Annotated in this window: 21 protein-coding genes; 5 read left to right on the top strand and 16 right to left on the bottom strand. The window is 47.2% G+C overall.

Annotation, left to right across the window (positions count from 1 at the left end; translation table 11 throughout):
- Window positions 1-52 precede the first annotated feature (52 nt).
- Window positions 53-1,177, bottom strand: a complete 1,125-nt coding sequence (locus ACI39P_RS00105; RefSeq protein ID WP_439718683.1) for a glycoside hydrolase family 3 N-terminal domain-containing protein — start codon at window positions 1,175-1,177, stop codon at window positions 53-55.
- A gap of 169 nt (window positions 1,178-1,346) precedes the next feature.
- On the opposite strand from ACI39P_RS00105, the gene ACI39P_RS00100 reads away from it, so the two are divergent.
- The 3 genes from ACI39P_RS00100 to ACI39P_RS00090 are packed head-to-tail and all read left to right on the top strand — an operon-like array spanning window position 1,347 to window position 3,770.
- On the top strand, window positions 1,347-2,069 hold the full coding sequence (locus ACI39P_RS00100; protein ID WP_439718682.1) for an ATP-binding protein: 723 nt from the start codon (window positions 1,347-1,349) through the stop codon (window positions 2,067-2,069).
- A gap of 1 nt (window position 2,070) precedes the next feature.
- Window positions 2,071-3,132 (top strand): tyrosine-type recombinase/integrase, encoded by a 1,062-nt coding sequence (locus ACI39P_RS00095; RefSeq protein ID WP_439718681.1) that lies wholly within the window; start codon window positions 2,071-2,073, stop codon window positions 3,130-3,132.
- 5 nt (window positions 3,133-3,137) lie between these two features.
- Window positions 3,138-3,770, top strand: coding sequence for an NUDIX domain-containing protein (locus tag ACI39P_RS00090; protein ID WP_439718680.1), 633 nt, complete (start codon window positions 3,138-3,140; stop codon window positions 3,768-3,770).
- 42 nt (window positions 3,771-3,812) lie between these two features.
- Here the strand turns inward: ACI39P_RS00090 and ACI39P_RS00085 are convergent, their stop codons facing one another.
- The 10 genes from ACI39P_RS00085 to ACI39P_RS00040 all read right to left on the bottom strand — a co-directional run bounded on the left by ACI39P_RS00085 (window position 3,813) and on the right by ACI39P_RS00040 (window position 12,757).
- On the bottom strand, window positions 3,813-4,283 hold the full coding sequence (locus ACI39P_RS00085) for a hypothetical protein (protein ID WP_439718679.1): 471 nt from the start codon (window positions 4,281-4,283) through the stop codon (window positions 3,813-3,815).
- Between the two features lie 109 nt (window positions 4,284-4,392).
- Window positions 4,393-5,343, bottom strand: coding sequence for a ribosome biogenesis GTPase YlqF (gene ylqF, locus ACI39P_RS00080; RefSeq protein WP_439718678.1), 951 nt, complete (start codon window positions 5,341-5,343; stop codon window positions 4,393-4,395).
- An 18-nt stretch (window positions 5,344-5,361) separates the two neighbouring features.
- The gene (lepB, locus tag ACI39P_RS00075; protein WP_439718677.1) at window positions 5,362-5,970 is read right to left on the bottom strand and encodes a signal peptidase I; all 609 of its coding nucleotides are present in this window, start codon (window positions 5,968-5,970) and stop codon (window positions 5,362-5,364) included.
- A gap of 105 nt (window positions 5,971-6,075) precedes the next feature.
- Window positions 6,076-6,420 carry a 50S ribosomal protein L19 gene (gene rplS, locus ACI39P_RS00070; protein ID WP_439718676.1) on the bottom strand — a complete coding sequence of 115 codons (345 nt, stop codon included), beginning with the start codon at window positions 6,418-6,420 and terminating at the stop codon, window positions 6,076-6,078.
- Between the two features lie 146 nt (window positions 6,421-6,566).
- Window positions 6,567-7,505: an AEC family transporter gene (locus ACI39P_RS00065; protein ID WP_439718675.1), complete on the bottom strand. Its 939-nt coding sequence runs from the start codon at window positions 7,503-7,505 to the stop codon at window positions 6,567-6,569.
- Between the two features lie 57 nt (window positions 7,506-7,562).
- A complete protein-coding gene (locus ACI39P_RS00060) occupies window positions 7,563-8,078 on the bottom strand; it encodes an adenine phosphoribosyltransferase (protein ID WP_439718690.1) in 516 nt (171 codons plus the stop codon).
- Window positions 8,079-8,087: 9 nt separating this feature from the next.
- Window positions 8,088-9,863 (bottom strand): single-stranded-DNA-specific exonuclease RecJ, encoded by a 1,776-nt coding sequence (gene recJ / locus ACI39P_RS00055; RefSeq protein WP_439718674.1) that lies wholly within the window; start codon window positions 9,861-9,863, stop codon window positions 8,088-8,090.
- Window positions 9,864-10,037: 174 nt separating this feature from the next.
- Complete coding sequence (gene secF, locus ACI39P_RS00050) at window positions 10,038-10,913, bottom strand: protein translocase subunit SecF (RefSeq protein ID WP_439718673.1); 876 nt, start codon at window positions 10,911-10,913, stop codon at window positions 10,038-10,040.
- Between the two features lie 12 nt (window positions 10,914-10,925).
- Window positions 10,926-12,164 (bottom strand): protein translocase subunit SecD, encoded by a 1,239-nt coding sequence (gene secD / locus ACI39P_RS00045; protein WP_439718672.1) that lies wholly within the window; start codon window positions 12,162-12,164, stop codon window positions 10,926-10,928.
- Window positions 12,165-12,310: 146 nt separating this feature from the next.
- Window positions 12,311-12,757, bottom strand: coding sequence for a TIGR04086 family membrane protein (locus tag ACI39P_RS00040; RefSeq protein ID WP_439718671.1), 447 nt, complete (start codon window positions 12,755-12,757; stop codon window positions 12,311-12,313).
- 94 nt (window positions 12,758-12,851) lie between these two features.
- Here ACI39P_RS00040 and ACI39P_RS00035 point away from each other — a divergent pair, with 94 nt between their 5' ends.
- A complete protein-coding gene (locus tag ACI39P_RS00035; protein ID WP_439718670.1) occupies window positions 12,852-13,712 on the top strand; it encodes a PHP domain-containing protein in 861 nt (286 codons plus the stop codon).
- A 43-nt stretch (window positions 13,713-13,755) separates the two neighbouring features.
- On the opposite strand, the gene ACI39P_RS00030 is transcribed toward ACI39P_RS00035, so the two are convergent.
- The 3 genes from ACI39P_RS00030 to ACI39P_RS00020 all read right to left on the bottom strand — a co-directional run bounded on the left by ACI39P_RS00030 (window position 13,756) and on the right by ACI39P_RS00020 (window position 17,775).
- Window positions 13,756-15,294, bottom strand: a complete 1,539-nt coding sequence (locus ACI39P_RS00030; protein ID WP_439718669.1) for a stalk domain-containing protein — start codon at window positions 15,292-15,294, stop codon at window positions 13,756-13,758.
- A 254-nt stretch (window positions 15,295-15,548) separates the two neighbouring features.
- Window positions 15,549-17,108, bottom strand: coding sequence for an ATP-binding protein (locus ACI39P_RS00025; protein ID WP_439718668.1), 1,560 nt, complete (start codon window positions 17,106-17,108; stop codon window positions 15,549-15,551).
- The gene (locus ACI39P_RS00020; RefSeq protein WP_439718667.1) at window positions 17,092-17,775 is read right to left on the bottom strand and encodes a response regulator; all 684 of its coding nucleotides are present in this window, start codon (window positions 17,773-17,775) and stop codon (window positions 17,092-17,094) included. The genes ACI39P_RS00025 and ACI39P_RS00020 overlap by 17 nt, the downstream gene beginning before the upstream one ends.
- Before the next feature lie 231 nt (window positions 17,776-18,006).
- Between ACI39P_RS00020 and ACI39P_RS00015 the strand changes: the two genes are divergently transcribed.
- On the top strand, window positions 18,007-19,044 hold the full coding sequence (locus tag ACI39P_RS00015) for a thioredoxin-like domain-containing protein (RefSeq protein WP_439718666.1): 1,038 nt from the start codon (window positions 18,007-18,009) through the stop codon (window positions 19,042-19,044).
- A 54-nt stretch (window positions 19,045-19,098) separates the two neighbouring features.
- On the opposite strand, the gene ACI39P_RS00010 is transcribed toward ACI39P_RS00015, so the two are convergent.
- Together ACI39P_RS00010 and ACI39P_RS00005 are read right to left on the bottom strand one after the other, a co-directional pair.
- Complete coding sequence (locus tag ACI39P_RS00010) at window positions 19,099-20,343, bottom strand: CNNM domain-containing protein (RefSeq protein WP_439718665.1); 1,245 nt, start codon at window positions 20,341-20,343, stop codon at window positions 19,099-19,101.
- Window positions 20,344-20,610: 267 nt separating this feature from the next.
- Window positions 20,611-21,120 carry a helix-turn-helix domain-containing protein gene (locus tag ACI39P_RS00005; protein ID WP_439718664.1) on the bottom strand — a complete coding sequence of 170 codons (510 nt, stop codon included), beginning with the start codon at window positions 21,118-21,120 and terminating at the stop codon, window positions 20,611-20,613.
- Window positions 21,121-21,289 lie beyond the last annotated feature (169 nt).

Below are 21,289 nucleotides of genomic sequence, written 5' to 3'. Positions count from 1 at the left end.
TTGCGAATGCAGGCAGCGATTGCGAGAGTGCAAAGCACGGAGCAATCGGCTTTTATCCCAGCAAGCCTTTATCATATTTCAGAGAGAGAATCCGTGTCAGGCTTTCCTCCACCCTTTCCTCTGTAATCTGACCTGTTTCGATGGCCAGGGTCAAGGCTTCTGCGGCCTCCGCCAAATCCGCCGGCATCAGCACGATATCCACCCCTGCCTGCACCGCCAATACTGCGCTTTCCCCAGCTCCATAAGGCTCCACAATGGCTCCCATATTCATAGCATCGGTGATGATAATGCCGTCAAAGCCCAATTCCTGCCGCAAAATCCCCAACATTTCAGAGGAAAGGGAAGCAGGCAGGCCATCGGTTGTGGCATTCGGCGTCTGGATATGCCCCGCCATGATGAAATCCACCCCGGCAGCAATAGCTTCCCGGAAAGGTACAAATTCCACCGTCCTCAGTCGTTCCAGATCATGTTCCGCATAGGTTTCACCTTTATGGCTGTCCATAGATGTATCCCCATGTCCCGGGAAATGTTTGGCGCAGGCACTGATGCCGGTTGCCTCCATAGCTCTGATAAATCCGCCGACCTTTTCCGCTGCCGTCTGAGGGTCGGAAGAAAAGGATCTGCTGCCGATGACAGGATTATCGGGATTCGTATTCACATCGGCAACAGGAGCAAAATCCACGTTGATGCCCAGCTCTTTCAATTCTTCTCCAATGATCCGCCCTGCCGCCGCCGCGTCTTCAATTTCCGCCGCCGCAGGAATGGGCTCATGGGGAATATTGCTCTTATCCAGCCGGGAAACCAGTCCCCCCTCTTCATCAATCCCCAGGAACAAGGGCAGCTCTGCCGCCGCCTGCAAATCCGCCGTCAGCTGTTTTGTCTGCTCCGCCGTATCCAGATTTTCCGCAAACAGGATGACTCCACCAATATGATATGTGGAAATGGCTTCCCTTGCTTCCGCCGAAAGGGTCGTCATACCTGTTCCGTCTGCATTTTGGCGAAAATCTGCCATCAGAAGCTGTCCCGCTTTTTCCGCAGGGGTCATATTTTCGATGATTTCTGCTATCCTCTCTGTTTCTGTTTTTGGCGGTGTTTCCTCCGCTTCTGTCTGCTTCCCGCAGGCTCCCGCCCCAAAGGCAAGGCAGCCAGCCAAAAACAATGCCAATAATTTTTTCATAGGATTCTCCCCTTATCGAATTGTTCTTCTTCCTTCATTCCCTTAAGTATAGCCGTTTTCCCACAAAATGAACAGATATCTCTAAAAAAAATCCCCCTTGTCTTTTCTTTTTCCTATTTTTTCGGTATACTTAAAAGCAGATACAACAATGTTAAAAAGGAGAACCTCTATGAAATTACAAAAATTGCTCAGCTATGTGCGTCGTGCCGTAGATGATTATCATATGATAGAAGAAGGCGATAAAATCGCCATTGGCATTTCCGGCGGGAAAGACAGCATCTGCCTGCTTGTGGCTTTGAAGCATCTGCAGCGGTTTTATCCCAAACAGTTCGAAATCGAAGCCATTACCGTCTCCCTGGGGCTGCCCGGCGCCAAATATGATGATATTCAGGCTCTGTGCGATGAACTGGGTGTGCATTATACCGTTGTCAATACAGATATCGGTCAAATCATTTTTGAAGAAAGAAAAGAGAAGAACCCCTGCTCCCTTTGCGCCAAAATGCGGAAGGGCGCGCTGAACGATATGGCGGAAAAGCTGGGCTGCAACAAAGTCGCTTTGGGGCATAATAAAGATGATGTGGTGGAAACCTTCTTCATGTCCCTGTTTTATGAAGGGCGTATGAACTGCTTTGCCCCTGTCAGCTATCTGGACAGAAAGAAGCTCTGGTCCATCCGTCCGCTGATGTATGTACCCGAATGGGAATGCCGCAGTTTTGTCAACAAAAGCGGCATCAGCATCGTAAAAAACCCCTGCCTGGCCGATGGCAATACCAAGCGGCAGGAAACCAAAGAACTGCTGGCAGAGCTTTCCCAGAGATATGATAATCTGCAGGAGAAGGTATTCGGTGCCATCAAGCGTTCCTCTCTGAAAGGCTGGAGCAAGGAGGAATAATATGTCCACTTACCATGAAGAACTGAAAAATAAAGAAACTTTGCGCCTGCGGGAAATTCAGAAGGAACTGCCGCCCTTTACCCAATCCTTTTTCCGGGGCATCGCCCAGACCACTTCCACAAAGACCCGCCTGGCCTATGCCTACGACCTGCGTATCTTCTTCCGCTATCTGTATGAAGAACATCGTACCCTGGGGGGCATCGAAGCAAAGGATTTTACGGCGGAACACCTGAATGAAGTCACTTCCGAGGATATCGACTGTTTTCTGGAATATCTTTCCTATTATATTCGCCCCGACCATGAAAATCCTGCCTATGGGAAAGAAATGCATAATGAGGAAAAGGGCAAATCCCGCAAATTGGCAGCAGTGCGGATGCTGTTCAAATATTTTTATAAGAAGAAAGTCATCAAAGCTGACCCTGCGGCCTTGGTGGATACCCCGAAGGTTCACGAAAAAGCCATTGTCCGTCTGGATGTGAACGAAGTGGCAAACCTCCTGGATGCGGTGGAAACAGGGGAAAAACTGACCGACCGCCAGAAGGCCTTCCACGAACGGACAAAAAAACGGGATTTGGCCATGATGACCCTGCTTTTGGGCACGGGAATGCGTGTTTCCGAATGTGTAGGCATCAATATCAAAGATCTGGATTTTAAAAATAATGCAGTAAAGGTCACCCGAAAGGGCGGCAACGAAGTATTTCTGTATTTCGGCGAAGAGGTGCGGGAAACCCTGGAGGATTATCTGGAAGAACGGCAAAATGCTGTCACAAAAGAGGAGAATGAACCTGCCCTTTTCCTTTCCGGTCAGGGTAAGCGCATCGGTGTGCGAACGGTGCAAAATATGGTGAAAAAATATGCCAATGGTGTCACAATCAAAAAAATCACTCCTCATAAACTGCGGAGTACCTTTGGCACGAATCTTTATCAGGAAACGGGAGATATTTATTTGGTAGCGGATGTTTTGGGCCATGCCGATGTCAACACCACCCGCAAGCACTATGCCGATATCGAAGACAGCCGCCGCCGTATGGCTGCCACTCGGATCAAATTGAGAAAGGACTGAATCTTATGGAACCGAAAAGATGCTTGAAAAAAGTCGAATCCATCTTTTCCGAACATCAGGCGGAGCCCATCTGGCGGCTGCGCTATTTTGCCATTCTTGCTCTGCTGACGGAAATCGATGGGGAACTGCATTTTATTCTGAATAAACGTGCCTCCGGTGTCAATCAGCCCGGCGATGTCTGCTTTCCCGGTGGCCATCAGGAAAAGGGGGAATCCCTGCGGGAAACTGCCCTGCGGGAAACGGAAGAAGAAATGGGCATCCAGAGAGAGGATATCCGGATTTTAGGCAAAAGCGATTTCATGCTGACCATTTACCGAGGCATGATACAGCCCTTCATTGGTTATGTCCCCTATGAAGTCTATCAAAAGGCCCGCCCCAACCCCATGGAAGTAGACGAAATCTTCACCGTTCCCCTGCAATTTTTCATGGAAACCGAACCGGAAAAGCATGATACTGTCTGGAAGGTCATAGAATCCGAGGACTTTCCCTACGATAAGATCGAAGGCGGCAAAAACTACCCCTTCAGCAAGGGAAAAACCACGCAGCTTTTCTATGAATACAAGGGACATACCATTTGGGGCTTCACAGCCCAGGTCATTCGGAATATCATCGAAATTTTAAAAACAACACAAATATAAAAAAACAGCGGTAAAACCATCTCGGTTTCATCGCTGTTTTTCTTATGCTTCTGGTCTTGCCATTTCTTTTCCATCCTCATCCACCACAATCGTCTGTGCAGAGGAAAAGCAATACTGCTGATAGGGGTCATACATCCGATCGGGATAGTCGATCTCATAAAAACCATCGTTGATCCAAATATGCTCCGGGTCATTGCCATTGGTATTCAGTTTCAATATCTGTTCACCGCCGCTGAAAAAGGTATAGGAACCGGAACTTGCCACCCATTCCTCACCGGGGTCGAGCTTCTCTTCTACAACAGCACCGTTGAATACCGCAACGAGCTTTTCGATTTCTCCTTTATCGGTGATGATTTTGCAATCCGCACCATAGGCAGGATTCCCCATGGCCAGCGTTACGACCACCTTGTCTATGGCATTGGCGTCCAGCTTTTCTTTCAGCAGTTCCTTTTTTCCACAGCCCGCAAGGCAAAGCAGGCATAGCAGCATACAAAACAACAGTTTCTTTTTCATGCAGTTCTCTCCTCTCAGGCATAGTTTTTCTGATTGGACGAAAAAAATTCTTCTTTTGTTCCAAAACAGAGAAAACCTGCGGAGCAGGAACAGCAGGGAAAAACCCAGCTTATTTTTTCTTTTTATGGTTATATGCTCTTTTTCTTTCCTTATCCAGCAGAGCCTTTTCCGCATCTCTTGCAGCCTTTTCTTCCAGCATTGTATCGATATCCTCGGGCAGCTCCAAGGTCAGCCTGCCCAGCTTGCCGCCGCGGAATTCGTCGATCATGATCTTCGCCGTACGTTCCAGGTCCGGCTCATCGCCTTTTTTCTTGAAGCCCCGGGCAATGGCGATCTTTTCCAAAATCACATGGGGTTCTTCTATGCTGTCAAATTCAATCTGATACCGCTTGCGGAAGCAATCGGGGTCCCTTGCCACCATATGATTGATGAAAGCAATCCCCAGGTTTTCCGCATCCAGAATGTCATCGTTGATGGCACCGGTAAAAGCCAGCTTCAGCCCCACCTGCTGATCTTCAAATTTGGGCCACAGGATACCAGGTGTATCCAGCAGTTCAAAGTCTTTTTTCAGCTTAATCCACTGTTTGCCCCGGGTCACGCCGGGTTTGTCCCCGGTTTTCGCCGTGGTTTTCCCCACATATTTGTTGATAAACGTGGATTTCCCCACATTGGGAATCCCTACGATCATGCTGCGGATGGGTACATTGATGCGCCCGCGAGCCTTCAGCTTTTCAATTTTTTCCTTCATCAGCGCCCGGGCAGTTTCTGTCACCTCTCCAAAGCCGCTGCCCTTCAGGGCATTGATGCGGATGACACGGAAGCCCTGTTTTTCAAAATATTCCTGCCAGATATCTGTTGCTTTCTCATCGGCAAGGTCGCATTTATTCAAAAGCAGGATGCGATGCTTATTTTTCGCAATCGTATCCAGATCGGGGTTTTTGCTGCTGTAAGGGATACGGGCATCGACCAGCTCGATGACGATATCCACCAGGGAAATATTTTCCTCCATCATTCTCCGGGTCTTTGTCATATGCCCGGGATACCACTGTATGTTATTCATATTGACCTCTTTCTATGCTCATTTAATCAACCCAAAGGAACTAAAGGGGAACAGACGGAAAATCACCTTTCCCTCCAGGTTTTCCTTTGCAATGGCGCCAACAGCTTCTTTGCGGCTGTCAGTGCTGGCATTTCTATTATCCCCCATAACGAAATAACTATTTTCAGGCACCTCAAAGGGATATTCGATATCGCCCTTTGTCATCATAGGCTCGCCCAAAAAGGGTTCCTCCACCAATTCCCCATTGACATACAAATCATAAATCTCATCATCATCTTCGTTTTCCACAATTTCGATTTCATCCCCGGGCAGGCCGATCACGCGCTTGATGATGTTTTCATAGGCAAAATCATCCTCCATATTGCAGATGACAACATCCCCATAATCGGGAGAGCCAATGGATGTGCTCAGCTTATTGATGAAAAGCAGATCGCCATGGTAAAAATTCGGTTCCATAGAAGAGCCTTTGACATAAATCGTCCCCATTACATTCCGCAGGATAAAGATCAACACCACCAGCAATACCAGCTGCAGAAAAATAGGAATGCCCCTTTTTTCTTTTTTTCTTCTGTTTCTTTTTTCCGTCGTTTCCAGCAGTTCTTCCTGTTTCATTTTTTCATTTTCCATGGAAAGCCCCTCCTTTTCACAAGCAACTTCTTTCGTCAACTGCAAAATTTTTTGCCCCTCACGAAAAAAGTCTCGATGAAACTGATTCACCGAGACCGCTTTTTCTTATCTCAATACTTCTTTAACCTTAGCTGCTTTACCAACTTTGTCTCTCAGGTAGAACAGTTTTGCACGTCTTACAACACCGCGTCTTACAACTTCGATACGGTCGATTCTGGGAGAGTGCACAGGCCATGTTCTTTCCACGCCAACGCCGGAAGCGATACGTCTTACTGTGAAAGTTTCTCTGATGCCGCCGCCCTGTCTTTTGATTACAACGCCTTCGAACATCTGCAGTCTTTCTCTTGTACCTTCTACTACTTTAGCATATACACGTACTGTGTCGCCAACGTTAAAAGGAGTTACTTCGCTTTTCAGCTGTTCTTTTTCCAGTTCTCTGATGATATCCATTGTATTTCCTCCTTATACACCTTAGACGTTCTTGCCTCATCCCTTTGATGGGGTATTGGACCGTCCGTAATCAACATGAAAGATTATACCACCGATCCGGGTGTATTGCAAGCACTTTTTTCTGGATTTTCAAGGTTTTTCAGCCTTTAATAAAGCAGATTTGCCAGCCAGACGCTCAGAGGAATGGTCAGCATGGAAATGAATGTGGTCCAGAGGACGATATTGGAAGATAATTTTTCCCCATAGCCATATTGCCCCACCATCATGGGAACCACCACTGCCGAAGGCATGCACATGGAAAGCAGGAAAACCGACTTTGCCAGGCTGCCTGCCGGCACAAAATACATAATCAGGATAGCCAGAGCAGGCATCAAAATCATCTTCACCAGGCTGATCTCCAATGCCAGTTTTTCTTGAAAGAGCTGCCCAATGCCGCTGCTGCCCGCCAATGCACCAATATAGATCAGGGACAGCGGCGTAGACAGCTCCCCTACCTTTGTCAAAAATCCCACCACCATTTCGGGTACATATTCGATGGCGCGGGTCATGGTCAGTGCCAGGCCAAGAAGAATCCCCATGCAGTTGGGGTTGATGGCCCCTTTCAGGAAGGTTTTTCCCATGACCGCCGGGTTTGTCTCTTTTTTGCCGGAAATGATATACACGCCATAACTCCAAAGATACAAATTCAGCGCCAAAACCCCCGCAGACATATATACAATGCCTGCCTCTCCGAAAAAGATCATCGTAACAGGCAGGCCAATGAAGCCTGTATTCAGGGAGCCTGTCGTTAAATCCAGCATGGGGAGCAGCCGGCTGTCCATCTTCCGTCCCCTGCCATAGAATCGCATCAGAAAACCAAAGACGATCATCATGGCCGCCTGCCCTGCTGCGGAAAGAAAAAATCCCTTCAAAATCTGGTCGGTAATCTCAATGCCGGATATGGTCGTCACCAGCATGGCCGGTATCGTCACATGCATAACCATGCTGCCCATATTTTTATTGGTCTGCGAAGTCAGATAGCCTTTCTTATTGCAATAATACCCCACAAGGATGAGCCCGAAGAGCATAAAAAATTGTCCGTACATATGTGAGACTCCTTTTTCCAAAAAGATATCGGGAGCAAACGTTCCCGTTTCTGTTTTTTAGTAATGGATCACAGATTCAATCCGATAGCCGGGCAGAATCTCTCTGCCTTCCAGGAAATCCAGCTCGATCAGAAATACCAAAGCTGCCACTTCTGCGCCCATTTCTTCTACCATTTCGATGATGGCCTTTGCTGTGCCGCCTGTTGCCATCAGGTCGTCCACGATGACTACCTTCTGCCCAGGCTGAAGGGCATCCTTATGCATTTCGATGGTGGCTGTGCCATATTCCAGGGCATATTCCTTGCTGATGACTGCCGCAGGCAGCTTGCCTTTTTTCCGCACAGGCACAAACCCCTTGCCCAAATTATAGGCCACAGGCATACCAAAGATGAAGCCTCTGGATTCGGGGCCAAGAACCATATCGAATTCCACACCCTCCAGCTTTGCCGTCATTTCATCGATGGCTGCTTTCATGCCTTCCGCATCCTTCAGCAATGTGGTGATATCGCGGAAGATCACGCCTTCCTGGGGGTAGTTTTCGATTGATCTGATTTTATCCTTCAAGTCCATTATGTATCCTCCTTAATTTGCAAACCGGAAATCTTTGAGCATCAGCTGCACGCTGCTTCTGCCGTTATAGGTATTGATCTCCACGCTATAAACAATATCCAGCAGCTTGGGCAGCTGCCCACTTCTTATTATTTTATCACAATCCTCAACAGGATACAATTCTTTCAGCAGTTCTCTCAGCTGTCCATAGCCATCAAAGGAAATGGCAGAATGTCGGATACCGCTCTTCGGTTCCGAAAGCGTCAGCCGCAGGATATCCTTGTTTTTCCCAATCAGATCCAGCCTATCCACATGGATGCCCTTGGAACCAAATAAAGGAGAAGGATTCCCCTTGCCAAAGGGTGCCAGTGCCTGCAATTCCTTTGCCAGTCCCAAGTCGATCTCCCCGAAGGAAAGGGGTTTTTCAATCCGCAGGGCGGGAATCATCTGTTCTTCTGTCAGGGGGCAATTCTCATTCAGCCGCTGCCGCAATATATCGATATTTTCCACAGGCAGAGACAGCCCTGCCGCCATGGCATGACCGCCAAAACGGGTGAAAAGATCTCTGTTGGCAAAAAGCGCCTCAAAGAGGTGATAGCCTTCGATACTTCTGCCGGAGCCCTTTGCCCCCTCCTCACTACCTGTGATGAGGATGGTCGGGTGGTAATATTTATCCTTGATGCGGCCTGCCACGATGCCCGCAATGCTTTCATGTATTTCCGGGTCATACAATACGAAAACCTGATCCCGCAGGGCGCCGCTTTCCTGCAGGGCAATGTCTGCCCGTTCTGCCGCTTCCTCCGTCAGCTGTTTCCGTTCTTCATTCAGCTGCACCAGCTTCTTCGCCAATTTTCTGGCTTCCTGTTCCTCCTCTGTGCAAAACAGTTCCACCGCCTGCCTGCCGCTTTCCAAGCGTCCCGTGGCATTGATGCAGGGGCCTAAGATAAACCCGATATGATAATCGGAAATGACTTTATCGGAAAGCCCCGCTTCTTCTATGAGGACACGTAAGCCTATATTTTCGGTTTTTTGTATCTCCGGCAATCCTTTTCTGACAATGGCACGGTTTTCCCCCAGCAAATCCACAATATCGCATACAGTGGCAATGGCTGCAAAGGAAACCAGCTGTTTTTCCAGTTTTTCATCCTGAATATGAAATTCCTGCAGCAGTAAGCGGGCAAATTTATAGGAAAGCCCCCCGGCGCACATCTGCTTGAAGGGATAGCCGCAGTCTCTCTGCTTCGGGTCGATGATGGCATCGGCTTTCGGCAGAAGGTCCTTGCGCTTCTCCCCCGTTCCCGTAAAACCCGGTTCATGGTGGTCGAGGACGACGACAGTCATGCCCTTTTCCTTGGCAAGGGCAATCTCCTGAATTGCCGCAATGCCGTTATCACAGGGAAACAGCACCTCTGCCCCTTCTGCGGAAAGGCTTTCCACCGCTTTCAGATTCAGGCCATAGCCTTCCTTCTGGCGATGGGGCAGGTAAAACATCGCTTTGCCGCCGCAGCGGACGATGGTCAGAAAAAGGATCGTAGTGCTCATGACCCCATCCACATCATAATCTCCATAAACGACGATCTTCTTTCCCCGGCGAATGGCATCGGCAAGGAGAGAAACCCCTCGCTGCAAATCTTTCATACCAGCAGGGTCGCCAAAAGCCCCCTCCCCGCCATGAAGGAATTCCCATGCCTCCTGACGGGAATATAATTTCCTGTTGGCCAGGACGGCCGCCGTCGCCTGGCGAATGCCAAGCTCCCTGGCCATTTCTGCTGTATTTACTTTTGTCCGTTTCAAAAGCCAGCGTTTCATGGGCTTCCTCCTTTTTTCATACGATTGCAATAGTATATCATACTTTTCTGTTTTCTGAAAGAAAAAAGCATCGAAACCAAAGGCTTGGGTTGAAAACATTTCCTTGGAATCCAGCGTTTTCAGCCCCATTGCCAATGATATTTCGATGCTCTTGATTTTTATGTTTTTATGGAATCATTTCCCGGACTTTGGCAAAAATGTATACCAAATAGAACCGGAAATACAAATGGAAGAATACGCCCCGGCGATAATGCCTACGATCATGGGCAGTGCAAATTCCTTAATGGAAGGCACACCCAATACGTAAATGGCACCAATGGTAAACAATGTAGTCAGGGAAGTATTGATGGAACGCGCCAATGTCTGGCTGACGCTCTTATCAATGCGCTCCGCCATCTGGTTTGCTCTAAAATTGTCTTTATTTTCACGGATACGGTCAAAAATGACAATAGTAGAGTTGACAGAGTACCCCAAAATCGTCAGCAATACCGCGATAAAGGCATTATTGACGGGGATACGGAATACCGCATAAGCCGCCAAAACCACCAGAACATCGTGAATCAGTGCAAGAATCGCACTGCCGCCTGCCCGGAAATCTCTGAAGCGGATGGAAATATAGATCAGCATTGCCACAGCTGCGATCAGCGTTGCCTTAATGGCAGCCTGCTGCATTTCCCCGCTGACTGTGCCGCTGATATCGTTGGCTTCTTTCAGTTCCGCATCCGGATATACCTTTTGTACCGCCGTTATCAGTTCCACACGGGTAGGGCTGTCAATCGACTGCAGCTTGACCGATACTTCATTGGTGCCAGTGATCTGCTGAATCTGGGGGCTGGACTGCCCTGTTACATCGCAGATGATCGTTTCCAACTCTGCTTCATCATATGCACCGCCCATATCCATTTCCATGGAAGTACCGCCTGTAAACTCAACATCCCAGTTGAGTGCCCCTTTGCCCGCTCTGGCATTGAAAGCCATGGCAGCAAGGCCAATACAGATGACAATCAAAGAAAAGATAAAAAATTTCTTTCTGTTTTCAATAATCTTCATTTCCCCACCCCCTTATTTCAATCTCAGACCATAATACTTGGGATTATTTACACCGGCATACATCATTCCTTTTACAATCACACGGGTAACCACCAATGCGGTAAACATGGAAATGATAATACCGATCATCAATGTGGTGGCAAAGCCCTTGACCGTGCCGCTGCCCAGGAAGAACAGCACTGCTGCTGCGATCAACGTTGTTACGTTGCCATCCACGATGGCAGAGGTTGCTCTCTGGAAACCATTTTTAACAGCAGCCCGAAGCGACTTGCCCATGACCAATTCTTCCTTGATACGCTCAAAAATAACGATATTGGCATCTACCGCCATCCCGACGGAAAGAACGATACCTGCAATACCAGGCAACGTCAGCGTCACGTGGAAAAGGCTCAATGCAACCAGTTCCAGGCCTATGTAGATGATAAGGGCCCAGTCGGCGGCAAAACCCAGAATCTTATAGCTGAACAGCATATAGATCAGCACCAGGGTGATCCCGATGATACCTGCTTTGATACCGGTGGAAAGGGCATCCGCCCCCAATCTGGCACCGACATTTTTCATCTGGATGACATTCAGATTGAAGGGCAGGGAACCTGCACGAATCAGGGAAGCCAGCTGTTCTGCTTCTTCCCCGCCAAACTGCCCTGTGATCATGGCATGTCCATCGGTGATAGCCGTCTGCACCACCGGCGCGCTGATGACTTCATCATCCATTACAATATAGATCGCCTTGCCGATATTATTCTGTGTTGCTTCGGCAAAAAGCTGTTTTCCTTCTTCATTGAATTCCAATGCCACATAGGGCTGGGAAGGGCCGTTTGCATCTGTTGCCCCTACCTGTTTATAGGCATCCTCCACCATATCCCCTGTCAGCAGGACATTTCCTTCTTCATCCACAAAGAAAAGCTGTGCTGTCTGGCCAATCTGCTGAATCGCTTCCTCTGCGTTTTCCACCCCGGGAATCTGCACACGGATACGCTTGTCCCCTTCACGGGCAACCTCCGCCTCTGTCCAGCCGTTCCAGTCCAGTCTGCCCTGCAGCAGAGAAATGGCCGCTTTCATTTCTGCATCCGTTACACTTTCCTGATCCGCTTCATAAACAATATCTACGCCGCCGCTCAAGTCAAGCCCCTGTTCGATCCGATTGACGCTTAATGCTTTTTCCGCTCCGATGCCTTTATAGGAAAGCACGCTCAGCGCCACTGCTGCAATCAGCGTAGCCAAAAGCATCATTCTGCCTTTTACCTTCATTCCTTCTCCTCCTTTTACACCTTGATACCTGAATGCTTTTTCGCACAAAAAAGGGGCGAATCCTCCCAAAAACCCGGAAGAATCCATACCCCTTTATTCCATTCATTATGAAAATTATTGTAACACAAAAACCAAGATTTGCAAGTTTATTTTCGATTCACTCCCAGAATACCGCCAATAGCTCCGGCCGCCGCAGCAACGGCGAGGGTCATCACGCCTGATAATGCAAGGGCAAAGCTATCTGCCGCCAAGCTGGTGATCAGGTATAGGAGCACCGCATAGACCACCCCTGCCAAAGCCCCCCAGATAAGCCCTTTTTTCTTTTTGCATGCGGCCCAATCATACCCTGCCGCTGCTGCCGAAAGGGCAGTGCAGATGAGAGAGACCATCGGCAGGCTTTCTTCCGAAAGAGAAGTATATGTCAGCAGGATGCCAAAGCCGATAAAGATAATGCAGGTGATGGCATAGGCAATGCCCATGCCCCGCAGAAAACAAACTCCCACGCCATTGGCTGCAGGCATTTTCTCCGCTTTTCCGCGGCTATGTATTTTTTCCCTTTTCTTTTTTACTTTTTCTTTTTTCTCTTTTCTCAAAGGATCACATCCAGACATATCCGTTTTGGTTTTATCTTATGGGCTTTTTGCCTAAAATATGCTATGCTACACATAGAAGAAAGGAGTGACGCCCATGCAGTATCCGCCGATCATCGATCTGCACACCCACAGCACCTATTCTGACGGCACATATACCCCGGCAAAACTGGTGGAACTGGCAAAAAAAATCGGTCTTTCCGCCCTTGCGCTGACAGACCATGACACCATAGACGGGCTGGAAGAATTTCAGGCTGCCGGAAAAGCCCTCGGCATGGAAACGATTCCCGGCATCGAATTTGCCGCCCTTTGGGAGCATCACCACCGCCCGGAAATCCATATTGTCGGCCTGGGCCTCTGCCCCAGCCATCCTGTTTTATGGGAACGGATGAAGGATATCCGCCAAAGCCGGGATATCCGCAATAAAAAAATGTGTGAAAAGCTTTCCTCTATCGGCCTGCCCATTACATTAGAAGAAGTGTCGGCAAACGCCGGCGGGGAAATCATCACCCGCGCCCATTTTGCCAATGTGCTTTTGCAGAAGGGCTATATCAAAAAGAAGGAGGATGCCTTTGCCCGTTATATCTCTCCGGGGATGCCCGGCTATGTAGAACGGGAATTTCTCTCCCCGGCTCTTTGTATCCGCACCATCAAGGAAGCCGGCGGTGCTGCTGTTTTGGCTCACCCAACCCTTTATGGGCTGGATCTGGAACAGCTTGCGGAGCTTTGCCGGGAATTGATTCCCTATGGGCTAGACGGCATCGAATGTCAGTATTCCACCTATTCCCCGGCAGAAACAAAAGCCATCACCGCTCTGGCGGAACACATGGGTCTGCTTCCCTCCGGCGGCAGCGATTTCCACGGTAAAAATAAACCCAATATTCACTTGGGCAGCGGCAAAAGTAATCTTGCCATTCCCTATGGATTTTGGGAAGAATTGAAAAAACGAACAACATAAAAAAGAAGGAGACTCTATAGAGTCTCCCTTTTTGTTCTCTTCCTTATCTTGCGATCACTGCTTCTTTATAGCCATCTTCCGATGTGTAAGAAACAGTATAGCCCAGTTTTTCAAAATCTCTTACGCCAACGAAAGCTCTGCCATCCTGCAGCAGGCCTTTCATATCGATCCGCTGGCCATCCTGCAGCACATAAGGGGTCTTTGTGGCATTTTCCCAACCAACATTTTCACCCAAAGCATCGCAGATCACCCGCAGAGGCAGATACGCACGGCCGTCTTTCACGATCAGGTCTGTCCATTCATAATCGTTGCCAAAATAAACAGCTTCCTCTCTCATCTTATACAGATCCGCTTCGGAATTTGTGCCATCCCAGCCCCAGCTCATCGTAACACCGTTTACGGGGTTATATTTATTTTCCAATGCCGCCAGCTTTCCATTCAGATCATCCATAGATACTGCCTTTTTCGGCATGGTAACTTTCACAGCAGATTTTTTCATGACAGAATCTGTTGTCACGCTCAGCACCTTTTTGCCTTTATTTGTCATATCATAGGATGCTGTAGAATTGAATCCATTATCTGTTTTCTTCACTTCTGCTTTATATGTAAAGCTGTTCAAAACTGCAGCTACGCTCTTATCCTGCATGGTTTCCTTCAGGAAAGTGCTCATATCTGCTGCCGCTTCCACAAAATCATCCTGAGAAGCTCTGGCTTCCGCAAAGAACTCTGCCATTTCCTGTTTTGCTGCAGCCGTTTCTTCCGGTGTGCCTGCCTGAACCTGTTCCATCACTGCATTCATGTAAGCCTCTGTTGCATCAATGACCTGATCCGGGTTTTTCGCCACGAAATCCAGCAAATCTACCAGAAGCTGTGCCACTTCCTGTCCATTAGCCTGAATTGCATAGCCGCCGGGAATTTCCTTCACCATGCCTGTCTCAAAGCCATCCAGCACATCCTCATAGAATGTCATCACAGCATCATAGAGATCGCCCATGTTATTCTGGGGCATCGCACCTTCCATATCCACACCGGTCATATCCTCCATGGAAACCAGTTCGATATACGGATCTTCCGCCAGCACCGCCTTCAAATCCTTCGCAAAGGCATCGCTGAACATATAGCCGTTGGGTTCTGCTTCCATCATATCCCCTGCCATCTGATACACGCCCCAAATCGTATCAGAAGTCACATATACACCATCGTTCAGACTATAATACAGCGTGCCCAGATCATATTTCTTGCCTTCATAGGATACATCAAAGGCCATATCATATTCCAGCGTACTGATATTCATATTCATATCATATGAAACAGTTACGGCTTTTTTGCCTGTAGGCATCCCTTCTGTGTACAGGCTCGCCCCATCCAATTCACCCTTCGTTGCTTTGGCAACATCTTTCACGAAGCCCTGCATGGCATCAAAGTCCACATCTGCCCGTATCGTCCCTTCTACTTTGCAGCTTTCCATGGTATCCAGCAAATCCCTGCTCATCTTCAGATAAGCCAGTTCTGTGCTGGAACAGCCGGTAAATGCCCCTGTACACATCACGCCGCAAAGCAATGCCGCCAGTTTCTTCTTCATACAAATTCCCCCTTTTACAATCTAAATTTTTAAAGGTTCCGAGAATCTTTCCTATCAGGAAGGACAATCCTCCATCTCACAGAGATATTTTCATTATACAAGATTCTCCTTATCCCCGCAATACGCCCCCCAAAAATAAAGAAATTCGTAAGAAATAGCAGACAGGACATACAAAATCCTGTTTCCAATATTCCTTCATAAAAAAGGCCTGCGGAAACAGCGCCGCAAGCCAAATATATCCAAGCCAAATATATCTATTCTTCTTTTTTCTGTGCCAATTTGGATTCCGGTCTCCCTTCGGGCAGAAACAACGGGAATTTATCAATAAATACCGTTCCTTCCCCCACTTTGCTTTCCACCTGAATCTCTCCATCGTGGCAATCTATAATCCAGCGGGCAATGGCCAGCCCCAGCCCTGTGCCGGAAATTTCCTTGTTTCTGGATTTATCCACCCGATAGAACCGGTCGAAAATCTTGGGTAAATCTTCCTGGGCGATTCCCACGCCATAATCTCTCACAGAAACATATCCGTATTCCTGATCTTTCCAGACCTTCACTTCGATCGCTTTTTCTCCGCCGGAATATTTCAGGGCATTTTCCCCGTGTATCCACAAAAGCTGTTTGATCAGGTCATAATCCGCGAAAAGTTCCACCTGTGCCTCTTCTGTAAATGTAATCTTTCTGTCTTCCCGCAGCAACGTCATTTCCCGCACCAGTTCCCCGGCAATCTCATTCAAAGATACCCTGTCCTTCTGTACGTGCAGCCTGCTCTGGTCGCTCTTTGCCAGAAACAGCAGCTGCCGGATGAGGGCACTCATATGGTCTGTCTCTGTCAAAATAGAATCGATGGATTCCTGCAGCACCTCAGGGTCGCTCTTTCCCCAACGGTTGATAAGATTCGCATAGCCCTGGATGACTGCAATAGGGGTGCGCAATTCATGGGAAGCATCGGAAATGAACTGATTCTGCCGCTGGAATGCCGTATCCAGCCGGTCGATCATGGAATTAAAGGTAATGGTCAGTTCTTTCATTTCATCATCGGGGCCTTCTGTGGAAATCCGCTGGCTCAAATCTTCAATAGAAATCCGCTCTGCCGCCGTGCGAATGGCTTCTACCGGCTTCAGCATCCTGCGGCTGATATATCTGCCGATCAAAAAGGCGCAAAAAATACCAAAAATATCTACTGCCAGCATTTTTGCAAGGAAATCCCGTACCATATAGCCGCCATCCCCAATCATCTTGAAGACCTGAATGCGATAAAACCCCTGCTCGGTATGAAAATGATTCGTAATCAGCATAAACTGCTGATCTATATCATTTTCCAGGATATATTCCATGTTGCCGCTTTTGTTTTCCCGGCTCACATTGATCTGATATCCTTCCTGATACAATTCTTTCTCCTGCAAAGAAGGGGGCTCCGCAGCAAACTCCTCGCTGCTCGTTTTCGGCCCGCGGGGGGTTCCCCCCTCTGGCCGCAGGATAAAGGGCGGCGTTTCCCCCGCATAGTTATTATAGGTTTTATTTTCAGTATAGCTGAAAATGCTGACTTCTACATATTTATCACTCAAAAATTCTGTCAGTGCTTCATCGCTCAGTTCTTCTCCCGCTTCCAGGTAAGTCTGGATATCAGAAACGGTATTCTGCAGTTGCCTGCGCATTTCTGCCTGCTGCAGGCTGGAAATATTCAGGGCCATAAACACACTGATAAACAGCAGGGAAAAGGAAAAGATACCGCTGTATAACAAAGTGATCCGCTTGGCAATGGCCATATGCTTTATACTGCCAAACAGTCTCCCTTTACTCTTCTTTGACATAATAACCTACCCCTCGGATTGTCAGGATATACTTTTTGCCAAAGGCTTCGTCAATCTTGGAGCGCAGATAGCGAATATAAACATCCACCACGTTGGTCTCCCCGATATAACTGTAGCCCCATACTTCATTCAATATCTGTTCTCTGGTCAGGGCAATATTCTTATTCTGCACCAGATAAGTCAGCAATTCATATTCTTTTTTAGTCAAATCCACAACTTTGCCGCCAACAGTCACCATACGCTTTTCCGTATCGATCACCAGATCCTGCACCTGCAAGATAGTCTTTTTCGCCGTTGCCCCTTCGCAATGCTTGAAAGCCACCCGCATGCGGGCCAGCAGTTCTTCGATGGCAAAGGGTTTTGTCAGGTAATCATCGGCGCCGCTGTCCAACCCTGCCACCTTATCCATCACTTCATCCTTTGCTGTCAGCATGATGATGGGGACCTGAGAAAATTTCCGCACACGGCGGCAGATTTCAATCCCCGTCAACCCCGGCAGCATCAGATCCAGCAAAATCATATCAAATTCCCCATTGGTGATTTGATTCATACCCTCTCTGCCGTCATGGCAAACCGTAACATCATAGCCTTCATATTTCAATTCCAGTTCCACAAAACGAGCCAATTTGACCTCGTCTTCCACCAGAAGGATTTTTTTTCGTTCCATATACTCACTTCCTGCAAATTTTTACTTATAGTATACCAATTCTACACCATTTTGTCTGCTTTCAGTATGATTTTTTCTCCTTAAAGATCCCTTCGAAACAGATTAAAAAGAGATTAAAAACGAATTTTCCCACAGATTTCCGCCATACTTGCTCTCTTTCGGTTGCGGATAAAAAAATTTTTCGTTATAATGTTATCCGGACAAAACAACAAAACACAGGAGGTTGAAGAAATGAAAAAGAAACTTGCCCTGCTTTTGACAACGCTGCTGCTTTTCAGCGCGGCCGGCTGCGGAAAGGAGGAACCCGCAGAAGAAAACCAGCACGAAATTCAGACAGAATTTGCATTGGCGGAATGCGGCCTTTCCTATACTATCCCCGATGCCTGGGTAGAAACAGAAAATACAAACCTGATCCCCGTTTCCTTTGTGAATGCCAGCGGTGAAATCTATGCTAAAATACAGTATAATTATGCGCCCGATGAAAACATGGAAGATCTGAACAATACAGATTCTTCCGTTCCGATTGAAAAATTGATGACCCCCATCGCAGAATTTTTGGTAGTAAAAACAGAACATCTGGAATCGGAAACTGCAAAAACAGAACTGGCCTTGTTCAACAATGTAGAAGAACTCGGCGTGGAGGGTGATTTTCATTTCTACTTCATGACAGACTATGCTTCCGGCATCGACCATTTCTCATCAGATGCCCAGAAAACCTTCCGCGAACTGGAAAAATATCTGCCTGAGCTGAGAGACAGCATCGAAATTTCCATGCCTGATGAACAGGCTGTGATCGATGCAGCAGAAGAAAACGGAAAATATCTGAACTTCATCACAAATACCCTGGAAGGTGACTCCATCACAACAGCTGTTTTCTATGATTACGATATGACCGTTGTCAACTTCTGGGCAAGCTACTGCGAAGAAGAAGGCATCAACGAACTGGATACTCTGCAAACATTTTACAAGGATCTGCAGAAAAAACATCCCAATGTAAACTTTATTCAGGTAGTCATCGATACGCCCAACGAAAAGGCAGAGAAAATCGTTGCAGATGCTTATGAAGAAGCCGGTGTTACTTTCACAGGCATCATGCCCGACCAGAATCTGGCAAGCTGGATCATGAATAACCTGAATGGTCTGCCTACAACGATTTTTGTAGACAAACAGGGGAAACCTGGCGATCTGAAAATTGAAGGGATACAGGATGCCTCCTATTATATGGAAACCACGGAAACCATGCTGCAGACTGTAGGAAAAACCGAATGATCTGAAAAAAAGAAGCCGCAGACCAAAACAGGTTTGCAGCTTCTTTTTGATTACTTATTTATAAACACGTACTTTTTCGATTCGATTTTTATCCATTTCCTCCACAACGATCCGCAGGCCATCGGTTTCGATCTCCTGCCCGCTTTCAGGGAAATTGCCCAACAGCATCAGGATATACCCTGCAATGGTATCCACTTCTTCGCTTTCCAGCTCTGTGCCTACCATTTCATTGAAATCCTCCAAACGGGTGCTGCCGTCTACCACAAATTCATTGTCCTTAATGACTTCGATCTCTTCTTCTTCGTCATCATATTCGTCTTCAATTTCACCGACGATCTCTTCCACAATATCCTCTGTGGTGATCATGCCGGAGGTACCGCCATATTCATCCAGAACCACAGCCACAGCCAAACGGCTATTTTTCAGTTCTGCCAACAGTTCATCCAGCGGCTTGCTTTCGTAAGTAAAGAAAGGTTCCCGCATAAATTTTTCCGCGGAGAAATCCGTTTCATTCAGGAAAAATACATCCTTTACATAGAGAATACCAACGATATCATCCAAATCTTCCCTATAAACAGGCATACGGGAAAACCCTTCCTCCTGCACCAGGCGGACATATTCTGCATAGGTCACATCCAAAGGCACCGCAACGATATCTGTTCTGGGGGTCATAACGTCCTTCGCCTTGGAATCGCCAAAATCGAATACGTTATTGATCATCGTTCTCTCATCCAGTTCCAGTACGCCTTCTTCATGGCTCACATTGACAATGGTTTTCAGTTCTGCTTCCGTGATCAGAGGAGATCTTTCATTGGGATCGCAGCCAAACAAGCGGATCAGCCCGCCTGTCACCACATTCAGCACCGCCACCACAGGGCGGAAAACAAATACGCAGACCGCAATGATCTTTACCACCAACAGAGCCACTTTTTCCGCTTTCTGGGCCGCAATGGTCTTGGGAGTGATCTCCCCAAAAATCAAAATGATAATCGTAATGATGATAGTCGCAATCCCGGCACCGTTTCCTGTATTGCCATGGAACATCTGGATGGCAAGGGCTGTAGTCAGGGCGGAAGCGCCATTATTCACCAGATTGTTGCCCACCAGAATAGAGCTGAGCAAGCGATTAGGGTCTTCCAACAGCTTCATAATCAAGTCCGCATTTTTTACATGCTCATCCACCATATTCCGCAGGCGAATTTTGCTCAGGGAAGTCAGCGCCGTTTCCGATGCGGAAAAGAACGCAGAACAACATACTAAAAATAACAATAAACCAATCAACACTGGACTGCCGTCCACGGTCATCACTCTCCAAATCTGAAAAATACTTATTTTTTTATCATATTTATTTAGTTTACCAAAAAAGCGTCCTTTTTGCAATAGGCGGCAAAATCATTCCCTTTTCCCTTTGGGATATTGCGTATTCGCCAAATTCGTTTGCCTGATTGCACAACTCCTGCCTGTGCAACAAAGGCGGCCCTAAACCAGAACTGCCTGATAAATTGAGTTTTACTGAATCGACAAACTGGAAGTTGTCGGGGTCTTTGCATAGATAAAAATATCAATTTATCTCTTCTTATACGTGAATATAATACCCACCACAGAAACCAAAAACATAATCGGTGCAAGTCTTACAAATACAAATTCAAAGCCATGCAAAATTGTTCCTGCAACTGCGAGTTCTGGATCATTGTAATTCCAACCAAGATAAGAACTTTGCATAACTACCAAAGCAATGAATATCATTACTATTAGTGTACACAGTGCGATGAGTACCCCACGAACAGTTTTAACTTTTACCATACTTTTCTTAGCCAGTTGAAGATTAATCACCTCCAGCTTTTCAGAGATTATTTTTAAATCATCTGAAGTTGATTCCGATACAGTTTCTCCAAGTAATGTGCTTACAGATGTATCCAATTCATCTGCTAACGAAATAAGCATACTTGAATCTGGAACCGACAACCCATTTTCCCATTTTGATACAGTCTGTCTTACCACATTTAACTTGATTGCAAGTTCTTCCTGTGAGAGACCTTTTGATTTTCGTAGTCTTTTAATGTTTTCATTCAGCATAATCTGTGCCTCCTTGTTTTTGATGGCTCAATTCTATATTCAAAAGAGCCGTTGCTACAAGCAACGCACATTAACATTCCTGCATTTACTGCATTTAAGCCACTCGTTAAAGAGAAAAACTGGAATCTGTCGAGCTGGATTATACAGGTGTTCCGACTTCGATCAGATT

The sequence above is a fragment of the Anaerotignum sp. genome, assembly GCF_051877975.1.
Lineage (GTDB): Bacteria > Bacillota > Clostridia > Lachnospirales > Anaerotignaceae > Anaerotignum_A.
The sequence above is the reverse complement of the archived record's forward strand: the minus strand, read 5'-3'. Positions and strand labels throughout refer to the sequence as shown.